This window comes from Streptomyces sp. NBC_00984 (assembly GCF_045162475.1).
In the GTDB taxonomy this organism is placed as follows: Bacteria; Actinomycetota; Actinomycetes; order Streptomycetales; family Streptomycetaceae; genus Streptomyces.
In genome coordinates this window covers 1,365,984-1,392,342 of record NZ_CP108734.1, presented here as the reverse complement: position 1 = coordinate 1,392,342, position 26,359 = coordinate 1,365,984, and the positions used below count along the sequence as shown (strand labels likewise).

General features: G+C 69.8%; 22 protein-coding genes. 18 read left to right on the top strand and 4 right to left on the bottom strand.

Translation table 11 applies throughout. The features are described from left to right. The 15 genes from OG520_RS05915 (at window position 1) to OG520_RS05845 (ending at window position 14,823) form a co-directional block, all read left to right on the top strand. Window positions 1–960 (top strand): hypothetical protein, encoded by a 960-nt coding sequence (locus tag OG520_RS05915; protein WP_406012434.1) that lies wholly within the window; start codon window positions 1–3, stop codon window positions 958–960. Between the two features lie 586 nt (window positions 961–1,546). Then, complete coding sequence (locus tag OG520_RS05910; RefSeq protein WP_406012433.1) at window positions 1,547–2,542, top strand: ABC transporter ATP-binding protein; 996 nt, start codon at window positions 1,547–1,549, stop codon at window positions 2,540–2,542. Further along, window positions 2,539–3,399, top strand: coding sequence for an MlaE family ABC transporter permease (locus OG520_RS05905; RefSeq protein ID WP_406012432.1), 861 nt, complete (start codon window positions 2,539–2,541; stop codon window positions 3,397–3,399). Before OG520_RS05910 ends, OG520_RS05905 begins: the two co-directional genes overlap by 4 nt. A 3-nt stretch (window positions 3,400–3,402) precedes the next feature. Continuing rightward, window positions 3,403–4,206, top strand: coding sequence for an ABC transporter permease (locus OG520_RS05900; protein WP_072485014.1), 804 nt, complete (start codon window positions 3,403–3,405; stop codon window positions 4,204–4,206). Then, the gene (locus OG520_RS05895; RefSeq protein ID WP_406012431.1) at window positions 4,206–5,513 is read left to right on the top strand and encodes an MCE family protein; all 1,308 of its coding nucleotides are present in this window, start codon (window positions 4,206–4,208) and stop codon (window positions 5,511–5,513) included. The genes OG520_RS05900 and OG520_RS05895 overlap by 1 nt, the downstream gene beginning before the upstream one ends. Continuing rightward, complete coding sequence (locus OG520_RS05890) at window positions 5,510–6,541, top strand: MCE family protein (RefSeq protein ID WP_406012430.1); 1,032 nt, start codon at window positions 5,510–5,512, stop codon at window positions 6,539–6,541. The genes OG520_RS05895 and OG520_RS05890 overlap by 4 nt, the downstream gene beginning before the upstream one ends. Continuing rightward, on the top strand, window positions 6,538–7,557 hold the full coding sequence (locus OG520_RS05885; protein WP_406012429.1) for an MCE family protein: 1,020 nt from the start codon (window positions 6,538–6,540) through the stop codon (window positions 7,555–7,557). Before OG520_RS05890 ends, OG520_RS05885 begins: the two co-directional genes overlap by 4 nt. Window position 7,558: 1 nt before the next feature. Further along, window positions 7,559–8,671 (top strand): MCE family protein, encoded by a 1,113-nt coding sequence (locus OG520_RS05880; RefSeq protein WP_399329713.1) that lies wholly within the window; start codon window positions 7,559–7,561, stop codon window positions 8,669–8,671. Beyond that, window positions 8,668–9,819: an MCE family protein gene (locus OG520_RS05875; protein ID WP_406012428.1), complete on the top strand. Its 1,152-nt coding sequence runs from the start codon at window positions 8,668–8,670 to the stop codon at window positions 9,817–9,819. The genes OG520_RS05880 and OG520_RS05875 overlap by 4 nt, the downstream gene beginning before the upstream one ends. Next, window positions 9,816–11,075 (top strand): MCE family protein, encoded by a 1,260-nt coding sequence (locus OG520_RS05870; RefSeq protein WP_399329711.1) that lies wholly within the window; start codon window positions 9,816–9,818, stop codon window positions 11,073–11,075. Before OG520_RS05875 ends, OG520_RS05870 begins: the two co-directional genes overlap by 4 nt. Next, on the top strand, window positions 11,072–11,593 hold the full coding sequence (locus OG520_RS05865) for a hypothetical protein (RefSeq protein WP_399329710.1): 522 nt from the start codon (window positions 11,072–11,074) through the stop codon (window positions 11,591–11,593). The genes OG520_RS05870 and OG520_RS05865 overlap by 4 nt, the downstream gene beginning before the upstream one ends. Further along, window positions 11,590–12,204: a hypothetical protein gene (locus OG520_RS05860; protein ID WP_406012427.1), complete on the top strand. Its 615-nt coding sequence runs from the start codon at window positions 11,590–11,592 to the stop codon at window positions 12,202–12,204. The genes OG520_RS05865 and OG520_RS05860 overlap by 4 nt, the downstream gene beginning before the upstream one ends. 88 nt (window positions 12,205–12,292) lie before the next feature. Further along, window positions 12,293–12,790 (top strand): nuclear transport factor 2 family protein, encoded by a 498-nt coding sequence (locus OG520_RS05855; protein WP_406016428.1) that lies wholly within the window; start codon window positions 12,293–12,295, stop codon window positions 12,788–12,790. A 49-nt stretch (window positions 12,791–12,839) separates the two neighbouring features. Further along, window positions 12,840–13,586 carry a hypothetical protein gene (locus tag OG520_RS05850; RefSeq protein ID WP_406012426.1) on the top strand — a complete coding sequence of 249 codons (747 nt, stop codon included), beginning with the start codon at window positions 12,840–12,842 and terminating at the stop codon, window positions 13,584–13,586. 22 nt (window positions 13,587–13,608) lie between these two features. After that, a complete protein-coding gene (locus OG520_RS05845) occupies window positions 13,609–14,823 on the top strand; it encodes a lytic murein transglycosylase (RefSeq protein WP_406012425.1) in 1,215 nt (404 codons plus the stop codon). Here the strand turns inward: OG520_RS05845 and OG520_RS05840 are convergent. Then, the gene (locus tag OG520_RS05840) at window positions 14,806–15,873 is read right to left on the bottom strand and encodes an ATP-dependent DNA ligase (protein ID WP_406012424.1); all 1,068 of its coding nucleotides are present in this window, start codon (window positions 15,871–15,873) and stop codon (window positions 14,806–14,808) included. The two genes, OG520_RS05845 and OG520_RS05840, sit on opposite strands and share 18 nt — an antisense overlap. A 97-nt stretch (window positions 15,874–15,970) precedes the next feature. On the opposite strand from OG520_RS05840, the gene ligD reads away from it, so the two are divergent. Both ligD and OG520_RS05830 read left to right on the top strand, forming a co-directional pair. Next, the gene (gene ligD, locus OG520_RS05835; RefSeq protein ID WP_406016427.1) at window positions 15,971–16,981 is read left to right on the top strand and encodes a non-homologous end-joining DNA ligase; all 1,011 of its coding nucleotides are present in this window, start codon (window positions 15,971–15,973) and stop codon (window positions 16,979–16,981) included. Next, window positions 16,978–18,057 (top strand): ABC transporter permease, encoded by a 1,080-nt coding sequence (locus OG520_RS05830; RefSeq protein WP_406012423.1) that lies wholly within the window; start codon window positions 16,978–16,980, stop codon window positions 18,055–18,057. The genes ligD and OG520_RS05830 overlap by 4 nt, the downstream gene beginning before the upstream one ends. A 12-nt stretch (window positions 18,058–18,069) precedes the next feature. Here OG520_RS05830 and OG520_RS05825 read toward each other — a convergent pair whose 3' ends face one another. Together OG520_RS05825 and OG520_RS05820 are read right to left on the bottom strand one after the other, a co-directional pair. Further along, window positions 18,070–20,226, bottom strand: a complete 2,157-nt coding sequence (locus OG520_RS05825; RefSeq protein ID WP_406016426.1) for an OmpL47-type beta-barrel domain-containing protein — start codon at window positions 20,224–20,226, stop codon at window positions 18,070–18,072. Between the two features lie 74 nt (window positions 20,227–20,300). Further along, window positions 20,301–22,793, bottom strand: a complete 2,493-nt coding sequence (locus tag OG520_RS05820) for a ThuA domain-containing protein (protein ID WP_406012422.1) — start codon at window positions 22,791–22,793, stop codon at window positions 20,301–20,303. Between the two features lie 193 nt (window positions 22,794–22,986). On the opposite strand from OG520_RS05820, the gene OG520_RS05815 reads away from it, so the two are divergent. After that, window positions 22,987–24,042, top strand: a complete 1,056-nt coding sequence (locus tag OG520_RS05815) for a multicopper oxidase domain-containing protein (protein ID WP_406012421.1) — start codon at window positions 22,987–22,989, stop codon at window positions 24,040–24,042. A 49-nt stretch (window positions 24,043–24,091) separates the two neighbouring features. On the opposite strand, the gene OG520_RS05810 is transcribed toward OG520_RS05815, so the two are convergent. Further along, complete coding sequence (locus tag OG520_RS05810; protein WP_406012420.1) at window positions 24,092–26,353, bottom strand: DEAD/DEAH box helicase; 2,262 nt, start codon at window positions 26,351–26,353, stop codon at window positions 24,092–24,094. Window positions 26,354–26,359: the final 6 nt, after the last annotated feature.

Sequence of the window (26,359 nt, the reverse complement as noted above, 5' to 3'; positions counted from 1 at the left end):
ATGAGTGCTGCCCCCAGGCGAGTCGGACCCGCCCTTGTCGGCGCGCTGCTGGCGGTCGCCGTCGGCATTCCGCTGAGCACCTCGCCGGCGAGTGCCGCCTCCGCCCAGGAGATGAACGGCAACTGGGCGCCCTTCAACCGGTGTCCGGTCGACGACCCGGCCATGCTGGCCGCGGACGGTCAGGCGGACATCGCGATCTGCGTGGCCTCGCACTCCGAGAGCGGCTCCATCAAGCTCGGCAACACCCTGGCGACGACCGGTGCCAACGACCTCCAGTTCGGTGTCGTACGGAACACGGCGACGGGCGAGTCCAGGATCGTGCCGCCCGCGGGCGGGGCGATCGTCGGAGCCCCGACGGAGATTCCCGGAGGCCTGCTCGGCCTCATGTGCCCGAGCGGGATCCCGGTGGTCTCGGACATCTGCCGGCAGTTGACGGACAACAGTCTCAACCGGGTCGTCGCCACAGTGCAGTCGGCGGGCACGCCCAGGAACTTCGATCTGGTCGCCGGGATGCAGAGAGGCAAGCCGATCGTCGACATTCCGGTCCGTATCCATCTCGAGAACCCTTTCCTGGGGTCGAAGTGCTACATCGGCACCACCTCCGACCCGGTCCTGCTGCGTCCGCAGAACCTCACCCAGCCGGCCCTGGCCAGCCGACGCTTCGACGCCAACGGCACGACGAACACCGGGGGCCGGCTGAACAGGGTCGAGCTGACCGGGAACTCCCAGGGTGACGCGGCCTTCGCCGTCCCCGGGGTGAGCGGCTGCGGGCCCCTGACCCTCGGCGAGCTGAACTGGGCGGTCAACCTGAAGACGGCGCTCCCGTCGGCGGCCGGAAAGAACAACCTGGTGCTCAACAACGCCGCCACGTACACGGGAGGCCTGGCGTCCCCCGGCGCGGCAGTGCCCAACGCCGGCCGGCTGCTGTCGGAGAGCTGGCACGCAGGAGTGGTGCAGTAAGTACGCCTTCCGTACCTCATTTCGCGGAGTACGGAAATCGGTGATGCCGCCCGCCCCGCCCGGCGCATTCTGCCGGGCGGGGCGGGCGCATTCACACCGGGCGCGAAAGCGCCCGTGTGCCAGATGGCTCACTTATCGACAAGTGCACGGTACGCAATACTCACTCGCTCACAAAAACAAAAAGGTCGTGGGACGCCGTACAAAAAGATGGCGAACCAGTATTGCTAACCCAGGTTACCGGGCCGTAGCGTCCCGGTTGAGCAGCGGCGAAACGTATCCGCGGCTGTTCGTCCGGTACCTCTGGAGCCCCGACGGATCCGGCCTCGTCGGCCGTGGGGACCAGGTCCGCGCGCCAGAGACCTTGCGCAGATTCCGACAAAGGCGCCCTGCGACTTTGTCACTCGGTGACAAGTGATCCGCACCGAGCACCAGATTCGTCGATTTCCGCTGTTCAACGGCTTGTCCTGGCGGTTTCGACGGACATAGCGTGCGCCTCCTGGTGCATGTGTGACGAGCCGCCATTGGATTTCTCAGAGCCGGAGCGCTGACAGATGACTTCGTTCACCACAACTTCGAAGGAGGGCCGATGGGAATCGAAGTAGTCGTCGAGGGCCTCACGAAGTCCTTCGGCAAGCAGAACATCTGGCAGGACGTCACCCTTACGCTGCCCGCCGGCGAGGTGAGCGTGATGCTCGGGCCTTCCGGCACCGGAAAGACCGTCTTCCTGAAATCCATCATCGGTCTGCTGAAGCCGGAGCAGGGGCGCGTCCTCATCAACGGCGTCGACATGGTGAACAGCCCGGAACGCGAGATCATGGAGACCCGCAAACTCTTCGGGCTCATGTTCCAGGACGGCGCGCTCTTCGGATCGATGTCGCTCTTCGACAACATCGCCTTCCCCTTGCGTGAACACACCCGCAAGAAGGAATCGGAAATCCGCCGCATTGTCATGGAACGGATCGACATCGTCGGTCTCCTCGGCGCCGAGGACAAGCTGCCGGGCGAGATCTCCGGCGGGATGCGCAAGCGGGCCGGGCTGGCCCGCGCCCTCGTCCTGGACCCGCAGATCATCCTCTGCGACGAACCGGACTCCGGACTCGACCCGGTCCGCACCGCGTACATCTCCCAGCTGCTCATCGATCTCAACGCGCAGATCGACGCGACGATGCTGATCGTCACCCACAACCTCGACATCGCGGCCACCGTCCCGGACAACATGGGGATGCTCTTCTGCCGCAACCTCGTCACCTTCGGACCGCGCGAGGTGCTGCTCACCAGCGACATGCCGGTCGTCTCCCAGTTCCTCGCGGGGCGCCGCGAGGGGCCCATCGGGATGGCCGAGGAGAAGGACGCCGCCACCCTCGCCGCCGAGGAGATGAACGGCTACGGAGTCGGCATCAGCTCCGCCAACGGGCCGCGCACCGTCGTACCGCAGCTGGAGCCCTCGCCCGGCATGCCCGTACGGCAGGCCGCGCTGCGCCGCCGGGAACGGGTCCTGTCGATGATGGGGCAGCTGCCCGAGGCCGCCCGCACGGCCATCATGAAGAGCTACACCCCGGCCGCGGGCGGTGAACGCCCATGACGGCCCCCATGCCGGTACTGCCCCCCGAGCCGCCCCCGCCCGGTGTGGCCGACGCGACGCCGCCGAAGACACCGGAGCACCAGCCGCCCAGCCGGCTGCTCGCCCCGCTGCGCGAGACCGGGAAGCTGTTCTCCCTCGCCGCGACCGTGAGCCGGGAGGTGTTCCGACGGCCCTTCCAGGTACGGGAGTTCATCGAGCAGTTCTGGTTCGTCGCCAGCGTCACCATCCTGCCCGCCGCACTCGTCTCGATCCCGTTCGGCGCCGTCATCGCCCTCCAGGTCGGCTCGCTGACCCAGCAGCTCGGCGCCCAGTCCTTCACCGGCGGAGCCAGCGTCCTCGCCGTCATCCAGCAGGCCAGCCCGATCATCGTGGCCCTGCTGATCTCCGGCGCCGCCGGCTCGGCCATCTGCGCCGACCTCGGCTCGCGGAAGATCCGCGAGGAACTCGACGCGATGGAGGTCATGGGCGTCTCGCCCGTCCAGCGCCTCGTCGTCCCCCGCGTCCTGGCCACCATGCTGGTCGCCGTACTGCTGAACGGCCTGGTCTCCGTCGTCGGCACGCTGGGCGGCTACTTCTTCAACGTGATCCTCCAGCACGGCACCCCCGGTGCCTACCTGGCCAGCTTCTCCGCCCTCGCCCAGCTCCCCGACCTGTACATCAGCGAGGTCAAGGCGCTGATCTTCGGCTTCATCGCGGGCATCGTCGCCGCCTACCGCGGACTCAACCCGCGCGGCGGCCCCAAGGGTGTCGGCGACGCGGTGAACCAGTCCGTCGTCATCACCTTCATGCTGCTGTTCTTCGTGAACACGGTCCTCACGGCGATCTACCTCCAGATCGTCCCCGCGAAGGGGAGCTGACCGATGTCGATGCTCAGCTGGCTCGACCGATCCGGCGAACAACTCACCTTCTACGTGCGCGCGTTGATCTGGGTGCCGCGGACCCTTCGCCGCTACCTGCGCGAGGTCCAGCGGCTGCTGGCCGAAGTGGCCTTCGGCAGCGGCGGTCTCGGTGTCATCGGCGGCACCATCGGCGTGATGGTCGCGATGACCCTCTTCACCGGCACCGTCGTCGGCCTCCAGGGGTACGCGGCCCTCAACCAGATCGGCACCTCCGCCTTCACCGGTTTCATCTCCGCCTACTTCAACACCCGCGAGATCGCCCCGCTCGTCGCCGGACTCGCGCTCTCCGCGACCGTCGGCGCGGGCTTCACCGCCCAGCTCGGCGCGATGCGGATCAACGAGGAGGTCGACGCCCTGGAGGCGATGGGGGTGCGGTCCATGCCGTACCTCGTGTCCACCCGGATCATCGCCGGGGTCGTCGCGATCATCCCGCTGTACGCGATCGGGCTGCTCTCCTCGTACCTCGCCTCCCGCTACATCACGGTCCTGTTCAACGGGCAGTCCGCGGGCACGTACGACCACTACTTCAATCTCTTCCTCTCCCCGGACGACGTGCTGCTGTCGGTGCTCAAGGTGCTGATCTTCAGCGTGATGGTGATCCTCGCCCACTGCTACTACGGCTTCCACGCCACCGGCGGGCCCGCCGGTGTGGGGGTCGCGGTCGGGCGGTCGGTGCGCAACGCCATCGTGCTCATCAGCGTCACCGACTTCTTCCTCTCCCTCGCCATCTGGGGCGCCACCACGACGGTGAAGGTGGCCGGCTGATGAACTCCCACCGCACGCAGACCGTCCGCCGCAGACTCGCCGGAGTCGCCTTCCTCCTCGTGCCCGCCGTGCTCGTATGGGTCTCGGTCTCGGTGTACCGGAAGGACTTCACCGACGACGCCACCGTGACCGTACGCACCTCCAGCGTCGGCAACGAGATGCACGACAACGCCGATGTGAAGCTGCGCGGCGTCGTCGTCGGGCAGGTCCGCTCCATCACGGCCGACGGGAACGGGGCCCGGCTCACCCTCGCCATCGAGCCCGACAAGCTCGACCGGATCCCGGCCGACGTGACCGCGCAGATGCTGCCCACCACGCTCTTCGGGGAACGGTTCGTCGCACTCGTACCGCCCGAGATGCCGTCCACGCAGCCGTTGCGGGCCGGTTCCGTCATTCCGCAGGACCGCTCCAGCAACGCCATCGAGCTGGAGGAAGTCCTCGACAACGTCCTGCCGCTGCTGACCGCCGTCAAACCGGAGAAGCTCGCCGCCACCCTGGGCGCGGTCTCCCAGGCCCTCCAGGGGCGCGGCGAGAAGCTCGGCGACACGCTCGTCACGCTCGACGCGCATCTGGCGAAGTTCAACCCCCAACTCCCCACGCTCAACGCCGACATCAAAGAACTCGTCAAGGTGAGCAAGGTGTACGGGGACGCTGCCCCCGATGTCCTGGATGCCCTCACCGACTTCACCACCACCAGCGGCACCATCGCCGAACAGCAGGCGCAGCTCGCCGGGCTCTACGGCTCCACGACCGCGTCCGCGCGCGACCTCACCTCGTTCCTCCAGGAGAACAAGGACAACCTGATCCGGCTCTCCGCCACGAGCAGGCCGACGCTGGAGCTGCTGGCGAAGTACTCGGACGAATTCCCCTGCACCCTGCGGACCATGGCCGGCTTCGTCCCGGCCATGGACAAGGCGCTCGGCAAGGGCACCGACCGGCCCGGACTCCACGTCACCGTCAAGCCCGTGAAGTCGAAGGGCAAGTACGTGCCCGGCAAGGACACCCCGGTCTACCACTCGACCGGCGGACCGCACTGCTACTCCGTGCCGTACGTGGGCAGGACCGTGCCGACCGCCGACGCCCGCACGGCGGCGGCGGTCACCCCGCCGGGTACCGCACGCACCGACGAACCGGCCGGCACCGCAGCCAAGGACTCCGCCCTCGGCATGCCCAACTCCCCGCAGGAGAGCCGGCTCGTCAACGAGCTGGTCGCTCCCTCACTGAAAGTCCAGCCGCAGACCCTGCCCGACTGGAGCAGCGTGCTCATCGGTCCGGCCTTCCGCGGTGCGGAGGTGAAGCTCAAGTGAAGCGCCGCTCTCTCGCCGCTCCGCTCACGAAGTCGATCGTCTTCATCCTGGTGACCGTTCTGGCCACCACCGTGCTGGCGCTGTCCATCGCCAACACGGGCGTCGGCGACACCACCACGTACAAGGCCAGGTTCACCGACGCCACCGGACTGGTCGTCGGCGACAGCGTCCGGATCGCCGGGGTCAAGGTCGGACAGGTCGAGTCCATCGAGGTGGCCGACAAGAGGCTCGCCGAGGTCGGCTTCGCCGTCCGCAAGGGGCGCAGTCTTCCCGCCTCGGTGACCGCCTCGATCAAGTACCTCAACATGGTCGGCCAGCGGTACATCGACCTCGACCAGGGGGCCGGGCCGGTCGGCAGGAGCTTCGCCGCCGGAGCGACCATCCCGCTCTCCCGCACCACCCCGGCGCTCGACCTCACCCAGCTCTTCAACGGCTTCCAGCCGCTCTTCGAGGGGCTCTCCCCGCCCGACGTCAACCAGCTGGCCGGCTCCATCGTCCAGGTGCTCCAGGGCGAGGGCGGCACCGTCGACAGCATCCTCTCGCACGTCGGCTCGCTGACCGGCACGGTCGCCGCGAAGGACAAGGTGATCGGCGAGGTGATCAAGAACCTCAACACGGTCCTGAAGACCGTCAACGACCGCGAGGCCGGCTTCGACGACCTCGTCGACACCCTGCAGAAGCTCGTCACCGGATTCGCCGGCGACCGCAAACCGCTCGGCCAGGCGGTCACGGCCATGGGCGCGCTCACCACCGTCACCGCGGACCTCCTCCAAGACGGCCGGGCGCCCCTCAAGAGCGACATCAGACAACTCGGGCGGCTCTCCGACCAGTTGGGCAACGGCACCCCGCAGATCGAGAACTTCCTGCAGAAGACCCCGGCCAAGATGGCGGCGATCAGCCGACTCACCTCGTACGGCTCATGGCTCAACCTCTACCTCTGTGAGGCCAAGGTCAGCGGAGTGACGACCGAGGACGGCAGCGCCCCGCCCACCGGCATCGTGGTCAGGAAGCCGAGGTGCCAGTCATGAGGTTCAAACCCGTACGGGAACGCAACCCCGTCGCCGTGGCCGTCGTGGGCCTGGTCGTCCTCGCCCTCATCGGATTGGGCGCCTACCGCGTCGACTCGCTGCCCTTCATCGGCGGCGGCACCACCTACAGCGCCGACTTCACCGAGTCCGCCGGACTGAGCGAGGGAGACGAGGTGCGGGTCGCCGGAGTGAAGGTCGGCGAGGTCACCGGCGTCTCGCTCGACGGCCCCAGGGTGAAGGTCGCCTTCAAGGTCAAGGACGTCTGGATCGGCAACTCCTCCACCGTCGGCATCGCCATCAAGACCCTGCTCGGCGAGAAGTACCTCGCCGTCGACCCGCTGGGCAACGCCCCGCAGGACCCGCACGAGCGCATCGGGGCGAGCCGCACCACGTCCCCGTACGACGTCACCCAGGCGTTCAACGGACTCGGTGAGACCATCGGCGAGATCGACACCGCACAGCTCGCCAAGAGCTTCGAGACGATCTCCGCCACCTTCAAGGACTCCCCGCCGGACGTGAAGAGCGCGGCCGACGGGCTCTCCGCCCTCTCGAGGACCGTCTCCGAACGGGACGCCCAGCTCGCCACCCTCCTCAAGGGCAGCAAGCAGCTCACCAAGACGCTCGCCGACAAGAAGAGCAGCTTCGAAACCCTGCTGGAGGACGGCAATCTGCTCCTCGGCGAGATCCAGGCACGCCGCGACTCCATCCACCAGCTGCTCACCGGCACCAAGAATCTGGGCATCCAGCTCACCGGCCTCGTGCAGGACAACAACAAGCAGCTGAAGCCCACCCTGGACTCGCTCGGCCGGGTCACCGCGGTGCTGGTGAAGAACCGCAAGAGCCTCGACAAGGTGCTCTCATTGGCCGGCTCGTACAGCCGGCTCGTCGGCAACACCCTCGGCAGCGGCCGCTGGTTCGACAACTACGTCTGCGGAGTCGTCCCGAAGGAGTACGTGCCCGCGGGCACACCCGCGGGGCCCGAGTGCAAGCCACCCAAGCAGCAAGGCGGCCGCTGACATGAGAATGAAGCGCATCGTCGGCATCGGCGCCGGACTCGCCGTGGTGGCCGTCGCGGCCACCACCGGTGTGCTGGCCATGGACGACGAGGGAACGACGACCATCACCGCCTACTTCGACCAGGCCACGGGTGTGTACGCCGGATCGGACCTGCGGATCCTCGGCGTCAGGGTCGGCCGGGTCGAAGCGGTCACGCCCCGGGGCAAGGAGGTCGAGGTCACCCTGCGGGTCGACAAGGGCGTCAAGGTCCCCAAGGCCGCGCACGCCGTGGTCGTCGCCCCCAGCCTCGTCGCCGATCGCTACGTCCAGCTCGCCCCCGCCTACGACGGCGGACCGCAGATCGCGGACAACGCCGTACTGCCGGCCGCGGACAATGCCACGCCCGTCGAGGTGGACCAGCTGTACGACTCCATCACGGAGCTCTCCAAGGCGCTGGGCCCGGACGGGGCCAACGCCGACGGAGCCCTCTCCGGACTCCTCGACACCGGGGCCAAGAACCTCGACGGCAACGGCAAGGCCATCGGCAACTCCATCGAGCAGTTCGGCAAGGCCACCAAGACCCTCGACAAGAGCAGCGGGAACCTCTTCGACACGCTGTCCTACCTCCAGACCTTCACCACCATGCTGAAGGACAACGACGGCAATGTGCGCGCCGCCGAACAGCAGCTCAACTCGGTGACCGGTTTCCTCGCCGACGACAAGGAGAACCTCGGCGCCGCGCTGAAGGAACTGGGCACCGCACTGGGGCAGGTGAAGGGCTTCATCCAGAAGAACCGCGGCGCGCTCAAGGCGAACGTGGACGCCCTGGTGCCGCTCACCCAGACGCTGGTAGACCAGCGGGCCTCGCTCGCCGAGTCACTGGACACGCTGCCGCTCGCCGCGGGCAACGTCGTCAACGCCTACGACCCGGTGAACCGCACGCTCAACGGCCGTACCAACCTCAACGAGCTCTCCATGGGCGGACCGCTCACGGAGGCCACCGGACTCGCCGGCCTCACCCCGGTGGACGGCGCACGCCGCAAGGCGCTGCCCACCCTGCCGCTCCCGGCCGTCGGCACCGTCTACGGCACCCCGGCGAAGACCGCCACGGAGAAGAAGGGGGCGAACCGATGAGCCGTGTGCTGCGCAGACCAGGAGCCCGCACGACCGGTGTCGCCGCGGTCCTGGCCGTGGGCGTCGGCCTGGCCCTCGTCGTCACCGCTTCCGGCCTGCCGTCGTTCACCGGGATCGACCAGGTCCCGCTGCCCGGCGGCGCCGACCTCGGCGACCACCCCTACGAGATCACCGCGGAGTTCGCGGACGTACTCAGCCTCGCCCCGCAGGCGTCGGTGAAGGTCAACGACGTCGCCGTCGGCCGGGTCACCAAGGTCTCCCTGGGCTCGGGCAGCTGGAACGCCAAGGTCACCATGCGCGTCAACGGCAAGGTCGAACTGCCCGCCAACGCCTACGCCCACCTGGAACAGTCCAGCCTCCTCGGCGAGAAGTACATCCAGCTCGCCGCGCCCGCGCGCGGCACCGCACAGGGCAGGCTCGCCGACGGAGACCGGATTCCGCTGACCCGCACCAACCGGAACCCCGAGGTCGAAGAGGTCTTCGGCGCCCTGTCGATGCTCCTCAACGGCGGTGGCGTCAACCAGCTCAAGACCATCACCACCGAGCTGAACAAGGCACTCGCCGGACGCGAACCCCAGATGCGCTCCATGCTCGGCCGGGTCAACACCCTCGTCACCAACCTGGACGGCCACAAGAAGGACATCACCGACGCCCTCGACGGAGTGAACCGGCTCTCCGCCACCCTCGCCACCCGCAAACAGGACGTCGGCACGGTGCTCACCGGGCTCAGCCCCGGCCTGAAGGTCCTGGAGAAGCAGCGCGGCTCGCTCCTCACCATGCTGCGTTCGCTCGACATCCTCTCCACCGTCGCCGTCGACACGGTCGACAGGAGCAAGGCCGACATGATCGCCGACCTCAAGGCCCTCGCCCCCAGCCTCAAGGCGCTCGCCGACTCCGGCCGCGACCTGCCCGACTCCCTCCAGGTACTGCTCACCTACCCGTTCACGGACGAGGTGCTGCGCGGGGTGAAGGGCGACTACCTCAACGTCTACCTGGATGTGACGGCCATGCCCGGCACACAGATCATCCCGTCGCTCACCCCGGCGGTCCCCCCGCAGACCGGGACCGGTACGAGCGGGGCCGGCCGGACACTGCCGCTGCCCCTTCCCGCGGTCCCGACGGCGGGCACGGACGGGAGCAGCCGATGATCACCCTCGCCATCCGGCTCAAGAACATCTCCTTCCTGGTCATCGCGGTGCTCGTGCTCGGCTACCTCGGGGTGCGGTACGCCGACCTCGGCCACTACATCGGCCTGCGCAGCTACTACACCGTCAAGGTCCAACTCCCGCGCACCGGCGGGCTGTACACCCACTCCAACGTCACCTACCGGGGGGTCTCGGTGGGCCGGGTCGGGCCGATCGAGCTCACCGACGACGGAGTCGAGGCCGAACTTCGCATCGAGAAGGACGCCCCGAAGATCCCGGACGGCCTCAAGGCCGTCGTCGCCAATCTCTCCTCGGTCGGCGAGCAGTACGTGGACCTGCGGCCCACCCGCACCGAGGGTCCGTACCTGGCGAACGGCTCCGTCATCGACCAGGCCGACACCACCGTCCCCGCCCCCGTCACCGATGTCCTCACCAGCGTCAACGACCTCGCGGGCTCCGTCGATCCGGAATCCCTGCGTACGGTCGTCGACGAGTTCGGCACCGCGTTCGAGGGGCGCGGCGACGACCTCCAGGTGCTGCTGGACACCGGAAGCGACTTCGTCCGGGCGGCGGACGACGCGCTGCCGGTCAACACCCGGCTGATGATCGACGGCCGGACCGTGCTGCGCACCCAGGCCGAACAGGGCGAAGCGCTCAAGGGCTTCGCCTCCGGTGCCGAGGAACTGGCCGCACAGCTCAAGGGATCCGACGCCGATCTGCGCAAGCTGATCGCGGTCGCCCCCGACGCGACCGGACAGATCAGCGGACTGCTGCGGGACCTCGACCCGAGCTTCGGCGTCGTCGTCGCCAACCTCCTCACCACCTCCGAGGTCGCCGTCACCCGGCAGCGCGGCATGGAGGAACTCCTGGTGAAACTGCCCGCGGTGGCGGCCGCCGGGGCCAGCGCGATCGACGAGAACGGCGCCCGGTTCGGCATGTCGGTCACCTTCTTCGAACCCCTGCCCTGCACCGCCGGATACGGCGGCACGGTCTACCGCAGCGGCCTGGACACCACCGCCGGACCGCCCGTCAACACCAAGGCCCGCTGCACCTCTTCGCCCGGCACCGGCATCAACGTGCGCGGCAGCGCCAACGCGCCCAAGGGCGGCGCCGTGCCCGAGCCCGCGAAGCCCGGCTCGATGCTGCTGGGTGACGAGGCGGACCGGCTCCCGGGCGCGCTCGGTGTCACCGGCCGGACGCCGTCGGACGGCGACGGCATGGCCGGCCTGCTGGGACTCGGACAGGGAGGCGGCCGATGACGGCCCGTACGAAGACCCTGACCGGCTGGGCGGTGCTGCTCGCCGCCGTGCTGGTCTGCGCCCTCGGCAGCTGGTCGTACGTCCGGGCACGGGGCGACGACAGCCTCGCGTACGCGAAGCACCGTGATGTCGCGCTGGCCGACGGCAAGCACCGCCTCGCCCTGCTGAACAGCCTCGACGCCAAGGACGCCGGGAGCGTGGACAGCGGCCTCGGCGCCTGGCTCGACTCCTCGACCGGGCCGCTCCACGACCAGCTGGGGCGTACCCGGAGCAAGGACGCGAAGGAACTGACCGAGTCAGGTGCCACCGCACGCGGGAAGGTCACCGACGCGGCGCTCACCGCGCTCGACGAGCGGACCGGAACGGCCGAGATGATCGCGACCGTCGATGTCGAGGTCACCCCGCGCACCGGAAAGGCCGGCACCGAACGCAAACGCTTCGAGGCCACGCTGGCCCGGACCCCGGACGGCTGGAAGGTCAAGGCGCTCACGGCGATTCCGGTCGGGAGCGGCGCATGAAGGAGCGGGGAGGGACGGCGGTCGTGCGTACGGACACCGACACGGAGACACGGGAGGCCGAGGAAGCCGGTGCGCCCGCCGAGGAGGAGCGGCCGGACCCGTCCGGGCCCGCCCGGCGGTGGCCGCGCATCGTGGCGGCCGTCCTGGTCGTCGCACTGCTCGCGACCGGCGGCGCGCTCTTCGCCGAGGGCCGGGCGCTGCGCGACACCCCCGCCACCTCGAACCGCGCGCTGACCGACAGCGAGGCGACCACCCGGGTCGCCGGCGATGTCAGCAATGCGCTCGGCAAGGTCTTCTCGTACAGCCCGCAGGCCACCGCCGTCACCAAGGAGTCGGCGAAGCAACTCCTGGCCGGCAAGGCGCTCCAGCAGTACGCGGCGCTGTTCGGCCAGGTCGAGAAGCAGGCGGCGGACCAGAAGCTGACGCTCACCACCCATGTCGTACGCGCCGGAGTGACCCGGCTGACGGACGACAGCGCCCACCTGCTGGTCTTCCTCGACCAGGTCTACGAGCGAGAGGGCAAGCAGGCCACCACGGCGGCGGCACAGCTCTCCGTCACCGCCCAACTGCGGGACGGCCACTGGACCGTGGTCGAGATCACCTCCAGATAGCAGCGTCCACACTCGCGCGACACGGTACGGATCGGCCGGCAGGGGAGAGACAGCAATGGCACGGGTACGGATGACGAGGAACCCGCTGATGGCGGCGGCGGTCGTGCTGGCCGTCGCGGCGGCCGGCGCGGCGGCCTGGAGCGGAGTGTCGTGGTACGACGCCGCGCACGACGAGTCGGCGGTGTACGCGCAGGCCCGTGACGAGGCGCTGGCCGCGGGCGAGCAGGCGGTGCAGAACATGAACACGCTCGACCACCGGAAGCTGGAGAAGGGCCTCGACAGCTGGGAGGACTCCACCACCGGCGATCTGCACCGGCAACTCGTCGACGGACGGACCGCGTTCGTGAAGCAGATCCAGCAGGCGAAGACGGTCAGCACGGCCCAGATCCTGTCCGGGGCGGTGACCGAACTCGACGACCGGGCCGGCAAGGCCGGAGTCATGGTGGCGCTGCGGGTCACCGTGACCGCGCCGAAGGGCAAGCCCGCGGTGAAGGAGAGCCGGATGCTCGGCAGGCTCACCCGTACCTCCGAGGGGTGGAAGCTCAGCGCCCTCGGCCAGGCACCCGTCGGCAACACGGCCGGCTGAGAGGCTGACGCCACCGACTCCCACCCCGCCACCGAGAGGATCCCCGGACATGTCGACGACCCGTCACCTCGTCAACCGCAGGCGCCGTCTGGCCACCGTCGCCGCGGAACGCGCCACCGCCACCGTCCCGGAGCGGCGGCCCGCGACCCCGGACGCGTCCCCGGACGAGCCGGCGCGTACCCCCGACGCGAAGGACACCACCACCGACGACGAGGTCACGGACGACGCCGGTCCGGCAGACGGCCAGGAGAGGAAGGAACCGCGACGCGAGCGGCCGTCCCGCCTCCGTGGCCGGCTGCCCGCCGTTCTCTGCGCCCTCACCGTGCTGCTCGGGGCCTTCGCCGCCTGGGCGTTCACCTCGGCCGGCAGCCTGCGCGACGACCCGTCCCGGCAGAACACCGCCCTCACCGACATCGGCCGCACCAGCGAGGTGAAGGGCCAGATCGCCGACGCCGTCGGCGCGGTGTTCTCGTACAACTACGCCTCGCCCGGCAATTCCGCGGAGGCGGCCAGGACACACCTGGTCGGCAAGGCGGTGCAGCAGCACAAGGACATGCTCGCCCAGGTCCGGGCCCAGGGGCAGAAGCAGAAGCTCGTGCTGACCACGACCGTCACCGACAGCGGTGTGGAACTCCTCGACGGCGACCGGGCCCGGCTGCTGATCTTCGCCGACCAGAGCAACACCCGTACCGGCAAGTCGGACGAGACGACCTACGCGGCGGCCATGTTCGCCGTGGACGCCGTTCGCCGCGGCGACACCTGGCGGATCTCCGCCATCGATACGTTCACCCGGTGACCCGGGGGAGAGGGGAGCACGCATGAGGTTCAACGGCACGATGCGCCGCGGACTCGGCGGCACGGCGGCCGCGGTCGCCACGATGGCCGCGCTCACCGCGTCCCAGGCACCGGGACTCGGCGGTCATGAAACGTCGCCGAAGCAGCGCCAGGAGGCCGACGAGGTCAAGTGGTCGCACGTGCCCAACGACGACTCGTACCACACCGAACTCCCGCCGCTCCAGTCGCCGAAGCCGCCGAAGGCCGGCAAGAAACAGAGCCCGGCCGCCGCCCGGTCCTGGGCCGAGGCGGGCATCCCGGCCACGGTGCTCGCCGCCTACCGCAAGGCGGAGAGCGCACTCGGGAGGACCGACCCCGGATGCCGTCTGCCGTGGCAGCTGCTCGCGGCGATCGGCAAGGTCGAGTCCGGTCAGGCCGGCGGGGGACGGGTGGACGCCCACGGCACGACGCTCACCCCGATCCTCGGACCGGTCCTCAACGGTGCGGGATTCGCCGACATCCCGGACACCGACGGCGGCGCGTACGACGGCGACCGTACCTACGACCGGGCGGTCGGCCCGATGCAGTTCATCCCGTCGACCTGGGCCCACTGGGGCAAGGACGGGAACGGTGACGGCCGCCGCGATCCGGGCAACATCTACGACGCCGCCCTGGCCGCCGGGTACTACCTCTGCGCCGGACCGCGCGATCTGTCGGTGAAGGCCGATCTGGACCGGGCGATCCTCAGCTACAACCACTCGGACACCTATCTGCGCACCGTGCTGTCCTGGCTGGAGTTCTACCGCAAGGGCATCCATCCGGTGGCCGACGGCAAGGGAACCGTCCCGAAGAGCCCCGGCGCGGGCGGCCCGAACAAGCCGAAGCGTCCGGTCGGCGGCCCCGGCGCCCCGGACGGCGGCATCATCGTGGGCCCGCAGCCCGGCGGTTCACCGCACCCCTCCCCGTCGGCCCCCCCGAAGCCCTCCGGGTCACCGACCGGTTCCCCGGACCCCACCGGCTCCCCGGACCCCACGGACCCGGGCACCGGCTCACCCGATCCGACCGACAGCGGACCGGCCACCCCGGACCCCGGTACGAGCCCCGACCCCGGTACCTCGGAGCCGGGCCCCGGCTGCCCGACCGACTCGCCGTCACCGGACCCGACCGACACCACCGGGACCACCGAGTCCCCGGAGCCCGACCCGACGACGAGCGAGGACCCCTGCGCCACGCCGTCGGGCTCACCGTCCGCCGGCTGACAGCACCTCCGCCAGGTCGTACCGCACCACTTCTTCCAGCTGCGCGTAGGTACAGCCGGCAGGGGTGCGGTCGGGCCGCCAGCGGCGGAACCGGGCGGTGTGCCGGAAACGGTCGCCCTCCATGTGGTCGTACGCCACCTCGCAGACCCGCTCCGGGCGCAGCGCCACCCATGACTGGTCCTTCTTCCCGGACCAGCGGCTCTGCGTCCCGGGCAGCCGGGCGTGCTCGTGCGCCTCGGCGTCGGCCCAGGCCGCCCACGGGTGGCCGGCGAAATCGACGCGCAGCGGCTCCAGCTCCGCGACCAGTTCCTCGCGGCGCTTCATCGAGAAGGCGGCACAGACCCCGACGTGCTGGAGCACGCCCCCGGAGTCGTACAGGCCGAGCAGCAGCGAGCCGACGACCGGGCCGCTCCTGTGGAAGCGGTATCCCGCCACCACGCAGTCGGCGGTCCGCTCGTGCTTGATCTTGTACATCACCCGGGTGTCGGGGCGGTACGGCAGATCGAGCGGTTTGGCCACCACACCGTCGAGCCCCGCGCCCTCGTAGTGCTCGAACCACTCCTGGGCGAGGGCCGGGTCCGTGGTCGCCGGGGCGAGGTGGACGGGGGCGGACGCGTGGGACAGCGCCGCCTCCAGCACGGCACGGCGGTCGGACTGCCGGGTGGAGAGCAGGGAGTCGTCCCCCACCGCCAGGATGTCGAAGGCGATCAGACTGGCCGGGGTCCGTTCGGCGAGCAGCCGCACCCGGGAATCGGCGGGGTGGATGCGCTCGCTGAGCCGGTCGAAGTCGAGCCGCCCGTCGTACGCGACCACGATCTCGCCGTCGATCACGCAGCGCGGCGGCAGATTGTCCCGCACGGCGGTGACCAGCTCGGGGAAGTAGCGTGTGAGCGGCTTGCCGGTGCGGCTGCCGATCACCACCTCCTCGCCGTCCCGGTGCACGATCGCGCGGAAGCCGTCCCACTTGGCCTCGTACTGCATACCGGGCGGGATCCTGGCCACGGACTTGGCGAGCATCGGCTTCACAGGCGGCATCACCGGCAGATCCATGGCCCGATTCTCACCCAGGAACAGGCGCAAGTCTCCCGATATGCGGCATATGTGAGCCCGGCCTACCGTGACCGTCATGGGTGCAGCGGTGAAAGCAGTGGAGCTCGAAGCCGACGGACGGGCCGTACGGCTCTCCAATCCGGACAAGGTCTACTTTCCGGAGAAGGGTTACACCAAGAGGGACGTGGCCGCGTACTTCCTGGCCGTGGGCCCCGGCATCACCCGCGCCCTGCGCGACCGGCCCACCACCCTCCAGCGCTTCGTGGACGGCGTCGAGGGCGAGTTCTTCTACCAGAAGCGGGCCCCGAAGAACCTCCCCGACTGGATCCCCACGGCACGGATCACCTTCCCGAGCGGCCGGCCCGCCGACGAGATCTGCCCCACCGAGCTCGGCGCCGTCATCTGGGCGGCCAACCTCGGCACGCTCACCTTCCACCCCTGGCCGGTCCGCAGCACCGACACCGACCACCCGGACGAACTGCGCATCGACCTCGACCCGCAGCCCGGCACGGACTACGCCGACGCGGTACGGGCCGCCCACGAGCTGCGGTCCGTGCTCGACGACCACGGGCTGCGCGGCTGGCCCAAGACCTCCGGCGGCCGGGGCATCCATGTCTTCGTCCCGATCGCCCCGGAGTGGACGTTCACCGAGGTCAGGCGCGCCACCATCGCCGCCGGGCGCGAACTGCAGCGGCGTATGCCGGACCGGGTGACCACGGCCTGGTGGAAGGAGGAGCGCGGCGAGCGGATCTTCGTCGACTTCAACCAGACCGCCCGGGACCGCACCATCGCCTCCGCCTACTCCGTACGCCCCCGCCCGTACGCCCCGGTCTCCGCCCCGCTGCGCTGGGAGGAGCTCGACGACGCCGAACCGCGCGACTTCGACATCAGGACCATGCCGAAGCGCTACGCCGAGGTGGGCGACGTGCACGCGGACATGGACGACCACGCCTTCCGGCTCGAAGGGCTGCTGGAGCTGGCGGACCGGGACGAGCGGGAACGCGGACTCGGCGACATGCCGTACCCGCCGGAGTACCCGAAGATGCCCGGCGAGCCGAAACGGGTCCAGCCGAGCCGGGCCCGGCGCGACGAGGACGCCGAGGGGTGAGCGCGCCCGACCTGGAGCCCGCCGCACCGCACGGGGAACATGCCCGGCCCCCGGCCCGCGGTGACCGATGGTCGGAGTTCAAGGCGTCCCCGTATCTGCCCGCCGTCGTGCTTCTGTTCATCATCGCGGCCGCGGCCGGTCTCTTCGCCGGCTCCTACACGTACGCGATGGCCAACCCGACCCCGCGCAATATCCCGGCCGCCGTGGTCGGCGAGCTCGACACCCCGCGCGACAAGGTCTTCCTCGGCCGGCTGGAGGTCGCACTCGACACCTCGCTGGTGCTGCACGAGTACGCCACCGAAGCCGAAGCCCGCCTCGCGCTGGAGGAGCAGAAGGTCTTCGCCGTCCTGCGGTCCGAGAACGGCGGGGTCGGCCTGGACGTCGCGAGCGCCTCCGGAGCCTCGGTCGCCCAGTTGCTCGCCGAGTCCACGCTGAAGGTGGGGGAAGCGGCCCATGTGCCGGTGAAGGTCACGGACGTGAAGCCCCTGCAGCGGGGCGACCCGCGCGGCCTCGCTCTCTTCTACATCTCGCTCGCCGCGGTGATCGTCGGGTTCATCGGCGCGATCCAGCTGAGTGTGAACGCCAAGGCGCTGGAGCCCCTGGAGCGGGTCGGGTTCACCGTCGTCTACGCCCTGCTCGGCGGGTTCTCCATCGCCGCCGTGGTGGACTGGCTGCTCGGCTCCGTCGACCTGCCGTTCGTCCAGTCGTGGATGATTCTCGCCTTCACCATGTTCACCACGGGCATGGTCTTCACCATGTTCAACGCCCTGATGGGGCGCTGGGCGATGATCCCCACCTGGGGACTGATGGTGATGCTCGGAAACCCGTCCTCCGGTGGTGCGGTGTCCTGGCCGCTGCTGCCGTCGGTGCTCGGCTTCATCGGCCGCTGGCTCCCCCCGGGCGCCTCGGTCAACGCCCAGCATGCCGCCGTCTACTACCAGGGACACCAGCGGGTCTTCCCGTACCTGGTCCTCGCCGGCTGGGCGCTGGTCTCGTGCACGGTGTTCTGGGTGTGGCGCCACCGGCACCCGGGAGGCCGTGACCACATGCCTCAGCACGCGGCCACGGCCACCTGATCCGGGACCGGGCTACAGCTCCTTGATCCGGATGTCGCGGTACGAGACCACGTCCGTGGTGCTGTGGACCTGGAGTCCGATGTAACCGGAGGCGTACCGCCGGCCGTCGGTCCCCGGGTCGTCGCCGCGCGGCGGTTCGAAGACCTGACCGCCGTTGTTGTCGAACTCGTTCAGCAGGACACCGTTGCGGTAGATCGAGTAGTGCTGGTCCACCACCCGGATCTCGTAGTCGTTCCAGGTGCCCTTGGGGGTGACCCCGGCGCCGGCCAGACCGATCCGGTCGAAGCCGTAGATCGAGCCGGTCTTGTACATGTCGCCGTCCGGCCGGTCGAGGATCTGCACCTCATGGCCGTACTTGATGGCGACCCACTCCGGACGCGACTCCTCCGGGTTGTCGTGGACGTTCGGGAAGCGCACGAACACGCCGCTGTTGGCGTTGCCCGCGCCCGGGGCGTCGTCGCGCCACTGGAGCTTGAGCGAGAAGTCGCCGTACTGCCGCCCGGGGAACCAGAGCATGCCCATGCCGTCCACCGAGGTGGAGCTGGTGATGGTGCCGTCCGCGTTGAGCCCGAACTTTCCGCCGCCGACCTGCTGCCATTTGGCGAAGGACGCCGCCGTGCCGTCGAAGAGCTTCTTGTAGCCCTCGTCCTGGCCCGGCCCGCCGATCCCCGACTGCTTGGCCGCCCGGTAGATCTTCTTCTGCTCGCGGGCGTCGATCACACCGGCGGCGAGCAGCTTGTCGAGGACGCCGTCGACGTGCTTGAGGAACAGCGCGTGCGACGACCAGTCCTTCTCGTCCTCGATCAGCTCATTGATCGTGCAGCGGTTGCCCGTGATGCGGTTGGGGACCCCGGTGTCGACCGTGCCGACGATGACGGTGAGCCGCTCGTCGAACTCCGGGCAGTTCGGCGCCGGTACGCCCCCGCTCTCCGCGACGGTGAACGACACCTGCTTCGCGACGGAGGTGTTGCCGGCCTTGTCCGTCGCCCGGTGGGCGACGGTGTGATAGCCGACGCGGTCGACGATGACGGTGCCGGTGTACGCGAGGTACGGGCCGCCGTCGAGCGAGTACTCGACCTTGTCCACGCCGGATTCGGCGTCGGTCGCGGTGACCGTCACCTTGGCGCTGGTGATGTAGGCGTTGTCCGAGTTCTTGTCGCCCGCGACCTTCGCGGAGGTCTCCGGCGGGGTCTTGTCCTGCGTCGGCGGCGCGACGACGGTGAAGTCGACCGACTTCTCGGCTGCCGTGTTGCCCGCCTTGTCGGTGGCGCGGTAGCGGACCGTGTGCGTGCCGACCTCGTGCACCATCACGGGTGCGGTGTACGGCTGCCAGGCGCCGTCCGCCCCGATCGCGTACTCGATGGTGTTGACGCCGGACCCGGTGTCGGAGGCGGTCACGGTGACCGTCGCCATCCCGAGGTACTGCCCCTGGTCGTCCTTCTCGCCGGACACGGTCGCCGAGGTCTCCGGCGGCGTCCCGTCGTCCGTCGGCGGCGCGGCGACCGCGAAGTCGACCGACTTCTCGGCTGCCGTGTTGCCCGCCTTGTCGGTGGCGCGGTAGCGGATCGTGTGCGTACCGACCTCGTCGACCACGACCGGTGCGGTGTACGGCTGCCAGGCGCCGTCCGCGCCCACCGCGTACTCCACGGTGTCGACGCCGGAACCGTCGTCGGTGGCCGAGACGGTGACCGTGGCCTGACCGATGTACGCGCCGTCGGCGTTCTTGTCACCGTCCACCTTCGCCGAGGTGCCGGGCGCCGTGGTGTCCTCGCCGCCACCGCCCTCGGTCACGGTGAGGATGCCCTGCATCGCCTCGTGCCCCGGCATGGTGCAGTGGTAGAAGTACCGGCCGGGGGAGAGCGTGACCTCGGCGGTGTGCCTGCCGCCCTGGTCGTCGGCCGGGTTGGCCAGGATGTTCAGCGTGACGTCGTCGTTGAACTCCGGGTCCGAGACGCTGAACGTGAGGGTGTGCGGCATTCCCGTGGTGTTGCCGGTCGCCGCGCTGTTCTCGAAGACGATGGTCGCCTTGCCGGCCACCGCGGTCTTCGGGGCGGACAGATAGTGGTCGATGGGGTCGCCCGCGGTCCAGGTGAGGACCTGATCGGCGGCCGCACCGGCGGGAGTCGCCGTACGGCCGTACGCCGCCGTCGAGGTCAGCCCCAGGACCATCAGGAAGGAACCCAGCAGCGCGAGCCACAGCCGGGCGGGACGGTACCGCTTTCGCGAGAGGACCGGACGATGTCTCACCGCACTGCCGCCTTCCTGGCCAGATCCTCGGCGGCCGGCGTCGGACCGCCGCCCTTGTACGTCACACGCCACAGCGCCGACTTGGAGTCGGAGGTGAAGAAGCCGCGCCCGTAGTCCAGGACGTACAGCGAACCGTCCGGGGCGAACTTCCAGTCCATCAGGTTGCGGATGCCGTCCGCCCCGACCGGGATGATCTTCCGCAGGGACTCGGCGTGCGTGGGCAGACCGCCCTTGCCGACCGTCTTCGGGTCGGTGAGCACGGCGTGGCGGGGCTGGGTGTCGTCGTAGAAGTCACCGACGAACCACTTGCCGTCCCAGTAGGAGGGCCACTTGTCGGCGCTGGTGCTCGCCGCGTCGTACCGGTAGACCGGGCCGTTCATCGTGGCCTGGCCGCCGCCCTTGAGCCACGGCAGCAGCTGCTTCTGGTCCTCGACCTTGTAGCTCGGGATGCCGTTCGCGTCGCGCGGGTAGTCCACGCCACCGCCCTGCGGCGAGTACCAGATGGTGTTGGAGGTGACCGGCGGCAGATTCACCAGACCGTCGTTGTTCGGCGACTCGTTCTTCGGGTGGTCGCAGTCGTACCAGCCGAGCGGCTTCGTCGGATCCGGCAGATTGCGGTCCCGGTAGGGCTGCTTGTTGCCCATGCAGTACGGCCAGCCGTGGTTGCCCGCCTTCGTGATCGCGGCGAACGTGTCGTACTTGGCCGGACCCCAGGTGGTGGAGGGTGCGCCCGCGTCGGGGCCGACCCAGCCCGCGTACAGGGTGTCCGTCGACTTGTCGATGGAGATCCGGGCCGGATTGCGCACGCCCATCACATAGATCTCGCCGCGGGTCTTGCCACCGCCCTCGTCGGGCTCCTTGCCGGTGAAGAGGTTGCCCTCGGGCAGTGTGTAGGTGCCGTCGTCCTCCGGGTGGATCCGCAGGATCTTCCCGTTGAGGTTGTTCGTGTTGCCCGCGGTGCGGCGGGCGTCGGCGAACGAGACGCCCTTGTAGTTCGGCTGAGGGTTGTTCCCGGAGTAACCGTCGCTGAAGCCGGAGGAGTTGTTGTCACCGGTCGCGATGTACAGATTGCCCTTGGAGTCCCAGGCCATCCCGCCGCCCGCGTGGCAGCAGCTGTGGACCTGGACGGGCCAGTGCAGCAGCACCTTCTCCGAGGACAGGTCCAGCTTGTTCGTGGCCGGGTCCATGGTGAAGCGGGAGACCTGGCGCACCGCCATCTGCTTGTCGCGGTCCAGCTTCGCGTGCGGGGTGTAGTGCAGATACACCCAGCCGTTCTTCTCGAAGTCCGGGTCCAGCTCGATGCCGAGCAGCCCCTCCTCGACCTTGACCAGCTCGTCGCCGCCGCCCTTGTTGCCGAAGACGGTCAGCTCACCGGCGAGGGTGACCTTCTTGGTTCTGGGGTCGTAGACGTGGATCTGTCCCAGGCCCTTGCCGATGTCCGGGTCGTTCCAGTCGGTGACGACCGGCCTGCTGCTGTCGGCGCCGCCGCGCCCGATGTACAGCACGCGTCCGTCGGGGGCGACGACCAGGCCGTGCGGCTCGCCGATCTGGTCGTTCTGTCCCGGTTGGTTGGGCTGGGTGACGCGCTCGGCCTTGTAGTTGGCGTCGATCGTGGCCTTGCAGTCGGCCTGCGAGATCCGGGTCGTCCAGTCCAGCGCGCCACGCAGATGGTCGCGGAAGTCGGTCTCCGCGAAGCTGTCGACCGTACCGCCCATCGCCGTGTAGAAGGACCGGCCGCCGTCGTAGTCGCGGCACCAGGAGACCGGGTGGTCCCAGCCGTTGGCGCTCGCGCCCGGCTTGTAGGTGATCTCGCGGACGCGTGCCACGGTGTGCACGTCGCCGGACGGGTTCTTCGTCCAGTTCAGCCACTTGTCGGGGCGCTTCCACTCCAGCGGAAGGTTCTTGGTCGCCGGATGCTGCCGGTCACCGATCTCGACCGTCGCACGCTGTACGGAGGTCGGGCTGTTCGCCGCCGGGCGGGCGCCGACCAGGCCGGTGAACCAGTCCGAGTACGGCTCGGTGCGCGCGGCGTCATGGATGCCGAGGAAGCCGCCGCCGGCCTCCATGTACGCCTCCAGACCGGCCTCCTGCTCCGGGTCGAGGACGTCGCCGCCGCCGGTCAGGAAGACCACGGCGTTGTACTTGCCGAGCTGCTTGCCCTTGGTGAAGACCGCGGGGTCGTCGGTGGCGACGGTCCTGAACCGGCCGGCCTCCGGGCCGGTGAGGCCGATCTTCTCGATCGCCGCGATCCCGGCGTCGACCGTCGGGGACTCCTCGGTGGCGGAGGCGTGGAACACCAGCACCTTGACGTCGGTGCCGCCCGGCGGCGACGGCAGGGACAACGTTGTCGCCCGGGAGCCGGGCGGCTCCGGATAGGGCCTGGCGTCGGCTGTGCCGGCACCGAGCAGGGAAGCGGTCAGTGCGCCGGCCGCGAGGCCCGCCGCGAGTCCACGTCGCGATCTGGACCTGTGATGTGGTGTGCGCTGCATGTGGTCACCCACCCCTCTTTGGTCACTGCAACAGCGCATGAAGCTAGACCTCTTTTCGCGGTCCGCCAATAGCTATGGCGGCAATTCCACGAACTTTGTCCTGGGTGTGGATAAACTGAGGCCCTCCGGCTACGGTGTGGCCGTCCGGGGCGAGTCGGCGCTCCAAATTCCTTGGCACAGTGGGGAGTTCGGCATGGACAGAAGGAGCTTCAACCGGCGGATGCTGGTCGGCGGCGGGGTGGCGGCCGCGACCGGCCTGACATCGTTGTCCCTCGGTTCGATCGAAGCCAGCTCGGCGGAGCCCGCGCTGGACACAGCCCCGGCGGGCGGTGCGGTCCGCCATCTCAAGCTGTACGCCGAGAAGCTGGCGGACGGTCGGATGGGGTACGGGCTGGAGAAGGGGAAGGCGTCGGTGCCGGGTCCGCTCATCGAGATCAACGAGGGCGACACCCTGCACATCGAGTTCGAGAACACGGCGGACGTGCCGGTCAGTCTCCACGCGCACGGCGTCGACTACGACATCGCGAGCGACGGCACCCGGATGAACAAGAGCGTCGTCGAGCCGGGCGGGACCCGTACCTACACCTGGCGCACCCATGTCGCCGGCCGCCGCAAGGACGGCACCTGGCAGCCGGGCAGCGCGGGCTACTGGCACTACCACGACCATGTCGTCGGTACGGATCACGGCACGGGCGGCATCCGCAAGGGCCTCTACGGTCCGCTGATCGTCCGGCGCAAGGGCGACATCCTGCCGGACAAGACGATCACGATCGTCTTCAACGACATGACGATCAACAACAAGGCGGCCCACGAGAGCCCGAACTTCGAGGCCACGGTGGGGGACCGGCTCGAAGTGGTCATGATCACGCACGGTGAGTACTACCACACGTTCCACATCCACGGTCATCGCTGGGCGGACAACCGGACCGGCCTGCTCACCGGCCCCGACGACCCGAGCCGGGTCATCGACACGAAGATCGTCGGCCCGGCGGACTCCTTCGGCTTCCAGGTCATCGCGGGCGAACACGTGGGCGCGGGCGCCTGGATGTACCACTGCCATGTGCAGAGCCACTCGGACATGGGCATGGCCGGACTGCTGCTGGTCGCCAAGCCGGACGGCACCGTGCCGGGCTACGACCCGCACGACATGATGGCCCACGGCAAGACGGCACCGGGCAAGACGGCACCGGGCAAGACGGCACCCGGGAAGGGCACGGCCGCGCACGACCCGGCGGCACACGGATCCTGAGCCGCCGGTCCGGGGACCCGACGCCGTCGGGCCACGGGCCCTGACGGCGTCAGCTCTCCGGCACCACCTCCCGGGCCGCCCCGTCCGCCTCGCCCGCCTCTTCCGTCCCGTCTGCTCCGTCCGTCGTGGCCGTTCCGGTCGCGAGGCGCAGCTGTTCCTCCTCGACGATGCGCCGGGCCAGAGCCCCGTCCGACACGTCCACGGCGTCCGGCGTCGTCTCGGCGACGTCGCTGCGCCGCGCGTAGAGGTCGAACAGCCGCTCCTTGCGGGCCAGGATGTCCAGCATCCGTTCGTCGACGCTGTCGGCCGCGAGGAGCCGGTGCACCTGGACGGTCCGTATCTGACCCATCCGGTGGGCGCGTGCCACCGCCTGGTGCTCCATCGTCGGCTTGATCTGCGGTTCGCAGATGATGACGACCGACGCCGACTGCATGTTCAGCCCGACGCCGCCCGCCTGGATCTGGCTGAGCAGAACGGCATGGCCGTCCACGGCAGCGAAGTCGTCGATCAGCCGCTGGCGGCGGGCGGCGGGCAGGCTCCCCGAGAGCGGGCCGAACACGGGTGATTCCAGGGCCTGTCCGACCGTGTGGAGCACGTCGCGGAAGTAGGAGAAGACCACGACCTTCAGGCCGTTGTCCGCGGCCTCGGCCACCAGCTCACGCAGCCGGTTCAGCTTCGCGGACGTGGCGGGCCGGGCATACGCCGCCCGGCGCATCCGCATGAACTGCCCGGCGCCCACCGCCTCGCGGTAGGCGTCGAGATCACCCGGGCTGAATTCCTCCCACTCGTCGACCTGTACCAGCGCCGGGAGTTCGGTCAGCACATCCACCTGGTTGCGCCGCAGATAGGCCGGGGCGACCGCCCTGCGGAAGGCGAGCGACCCGGCGGCTCCATGGGTGGTGTGTATCGAGGGGGCCAGCTCCGGCTGGAGGTGACGGACCAGGCTGCGGAACTCCTCGACGCGGTTCTCCATGGGCGTACCGGTCAGGAACAGCACCCGTTCGGTCTGCTGCGTCCAGCCGGACACCGCCCGGGACCGGCGGGTGGCGGGGTTCTTGACGTAGTGGGCCTCGTCGACCACCAGCATGCCGGGCCGCATGCCGCAGTCCGCGGCGGCCGGCAGCGTGTGCAGGGCGTCGAACGTGGTGAGGGCGACCCCGCCGCCGCGACACCATTCGTCGAAGGCGGACTGCCGCTCGGGGCCGTGCACCGGCAGGGTGCGCAGCGTGGAGCGGGCGCGGACCTCGCGCGCCCAGTTGATCAGTACGCTCGCCGGACAGACCACCAGGAAGTGCGTCTCGCCCCGCGCAGAGAGATGCGCGAGTGCGGCGATGGCCTGGACGGTCTTGCCGAGCCCCATCTCGTCACCGAGGATCACCCGCTTCTGCGCGAGCGCGAACCGCGCGCCGAACGACTGGTAGCCGCGCAGCGAGACACGGAGATGGGCGTCGTCCAGCCGCAGACCGCGCACCCGGTCCGCCATCCCGGACGGCAGGAACCCCTCGGCCGCGTCCCGGTCGGGGCCGGTTCCGGACATCTCGGCGAGCAGGCTGTAGTACTCGGCGGACCGCAGCTCGAAGTCCACCCACGCCGCGAGGTCCGACTCCGGGGCCCGCAGCAGATCGACCGAGACCTGCCCGAACAGCAGGGGCAGCTCGCGTTTTTCCGCCTCGGCGACGGTGGTCCGCACCTCGGTGACGGCCTCCAGCGCCAGGGAGCGGGCCTGCCGCCCGGTGAACAGCATGCGCAGCCGTCCCCGCGCCGGTCCCGCGGCGGCCAGCAGGGGTTCGAGGCGCCCGACGAGCCGGCCCGCCGCGTCCACGGCCCGCCGGACGTCGGGGCCGGCGTCGACCAGCCGGTGCAGTGCGACGACCAACGCGGTCGTGGCATCGTCCGGGGCATCCACGTCTATCCGGACCGCGACCGTGTCCCGCACCGCGTGGGCGATCTGCCCGGCCGCGGCCAGCGCCTGGTCGGCGGTTTGCGCGCCGACCCCGGGGATCTGCCGCAGCTCGTAACGGTTGGCCTCGTGGACCTGGCCGACGGTGGTGAAACCGGCCTGCTCGACCGCGCCGAGCCGCAGCCTGCCCTCGGTGACGTCCTTGAGCCGGGAGGCCGGGATGGCGGCGAGCTCCCGGCTCACGAGCGAGTCGAGCAGCGGCTTCAGCGCGGTGTGCACGGCATCGACGGCGCGGGTGTGATCGGCCAGCACGGTGCGCGCGGTTTCCAGCAGCAGCCCGGCCCGCGTCAGCAGCTCCCGGGCGGCCCTTCCCGTGGGCGCCCCGTCCTCCGTCGGTCGGGCCTGTGTCATGTACGT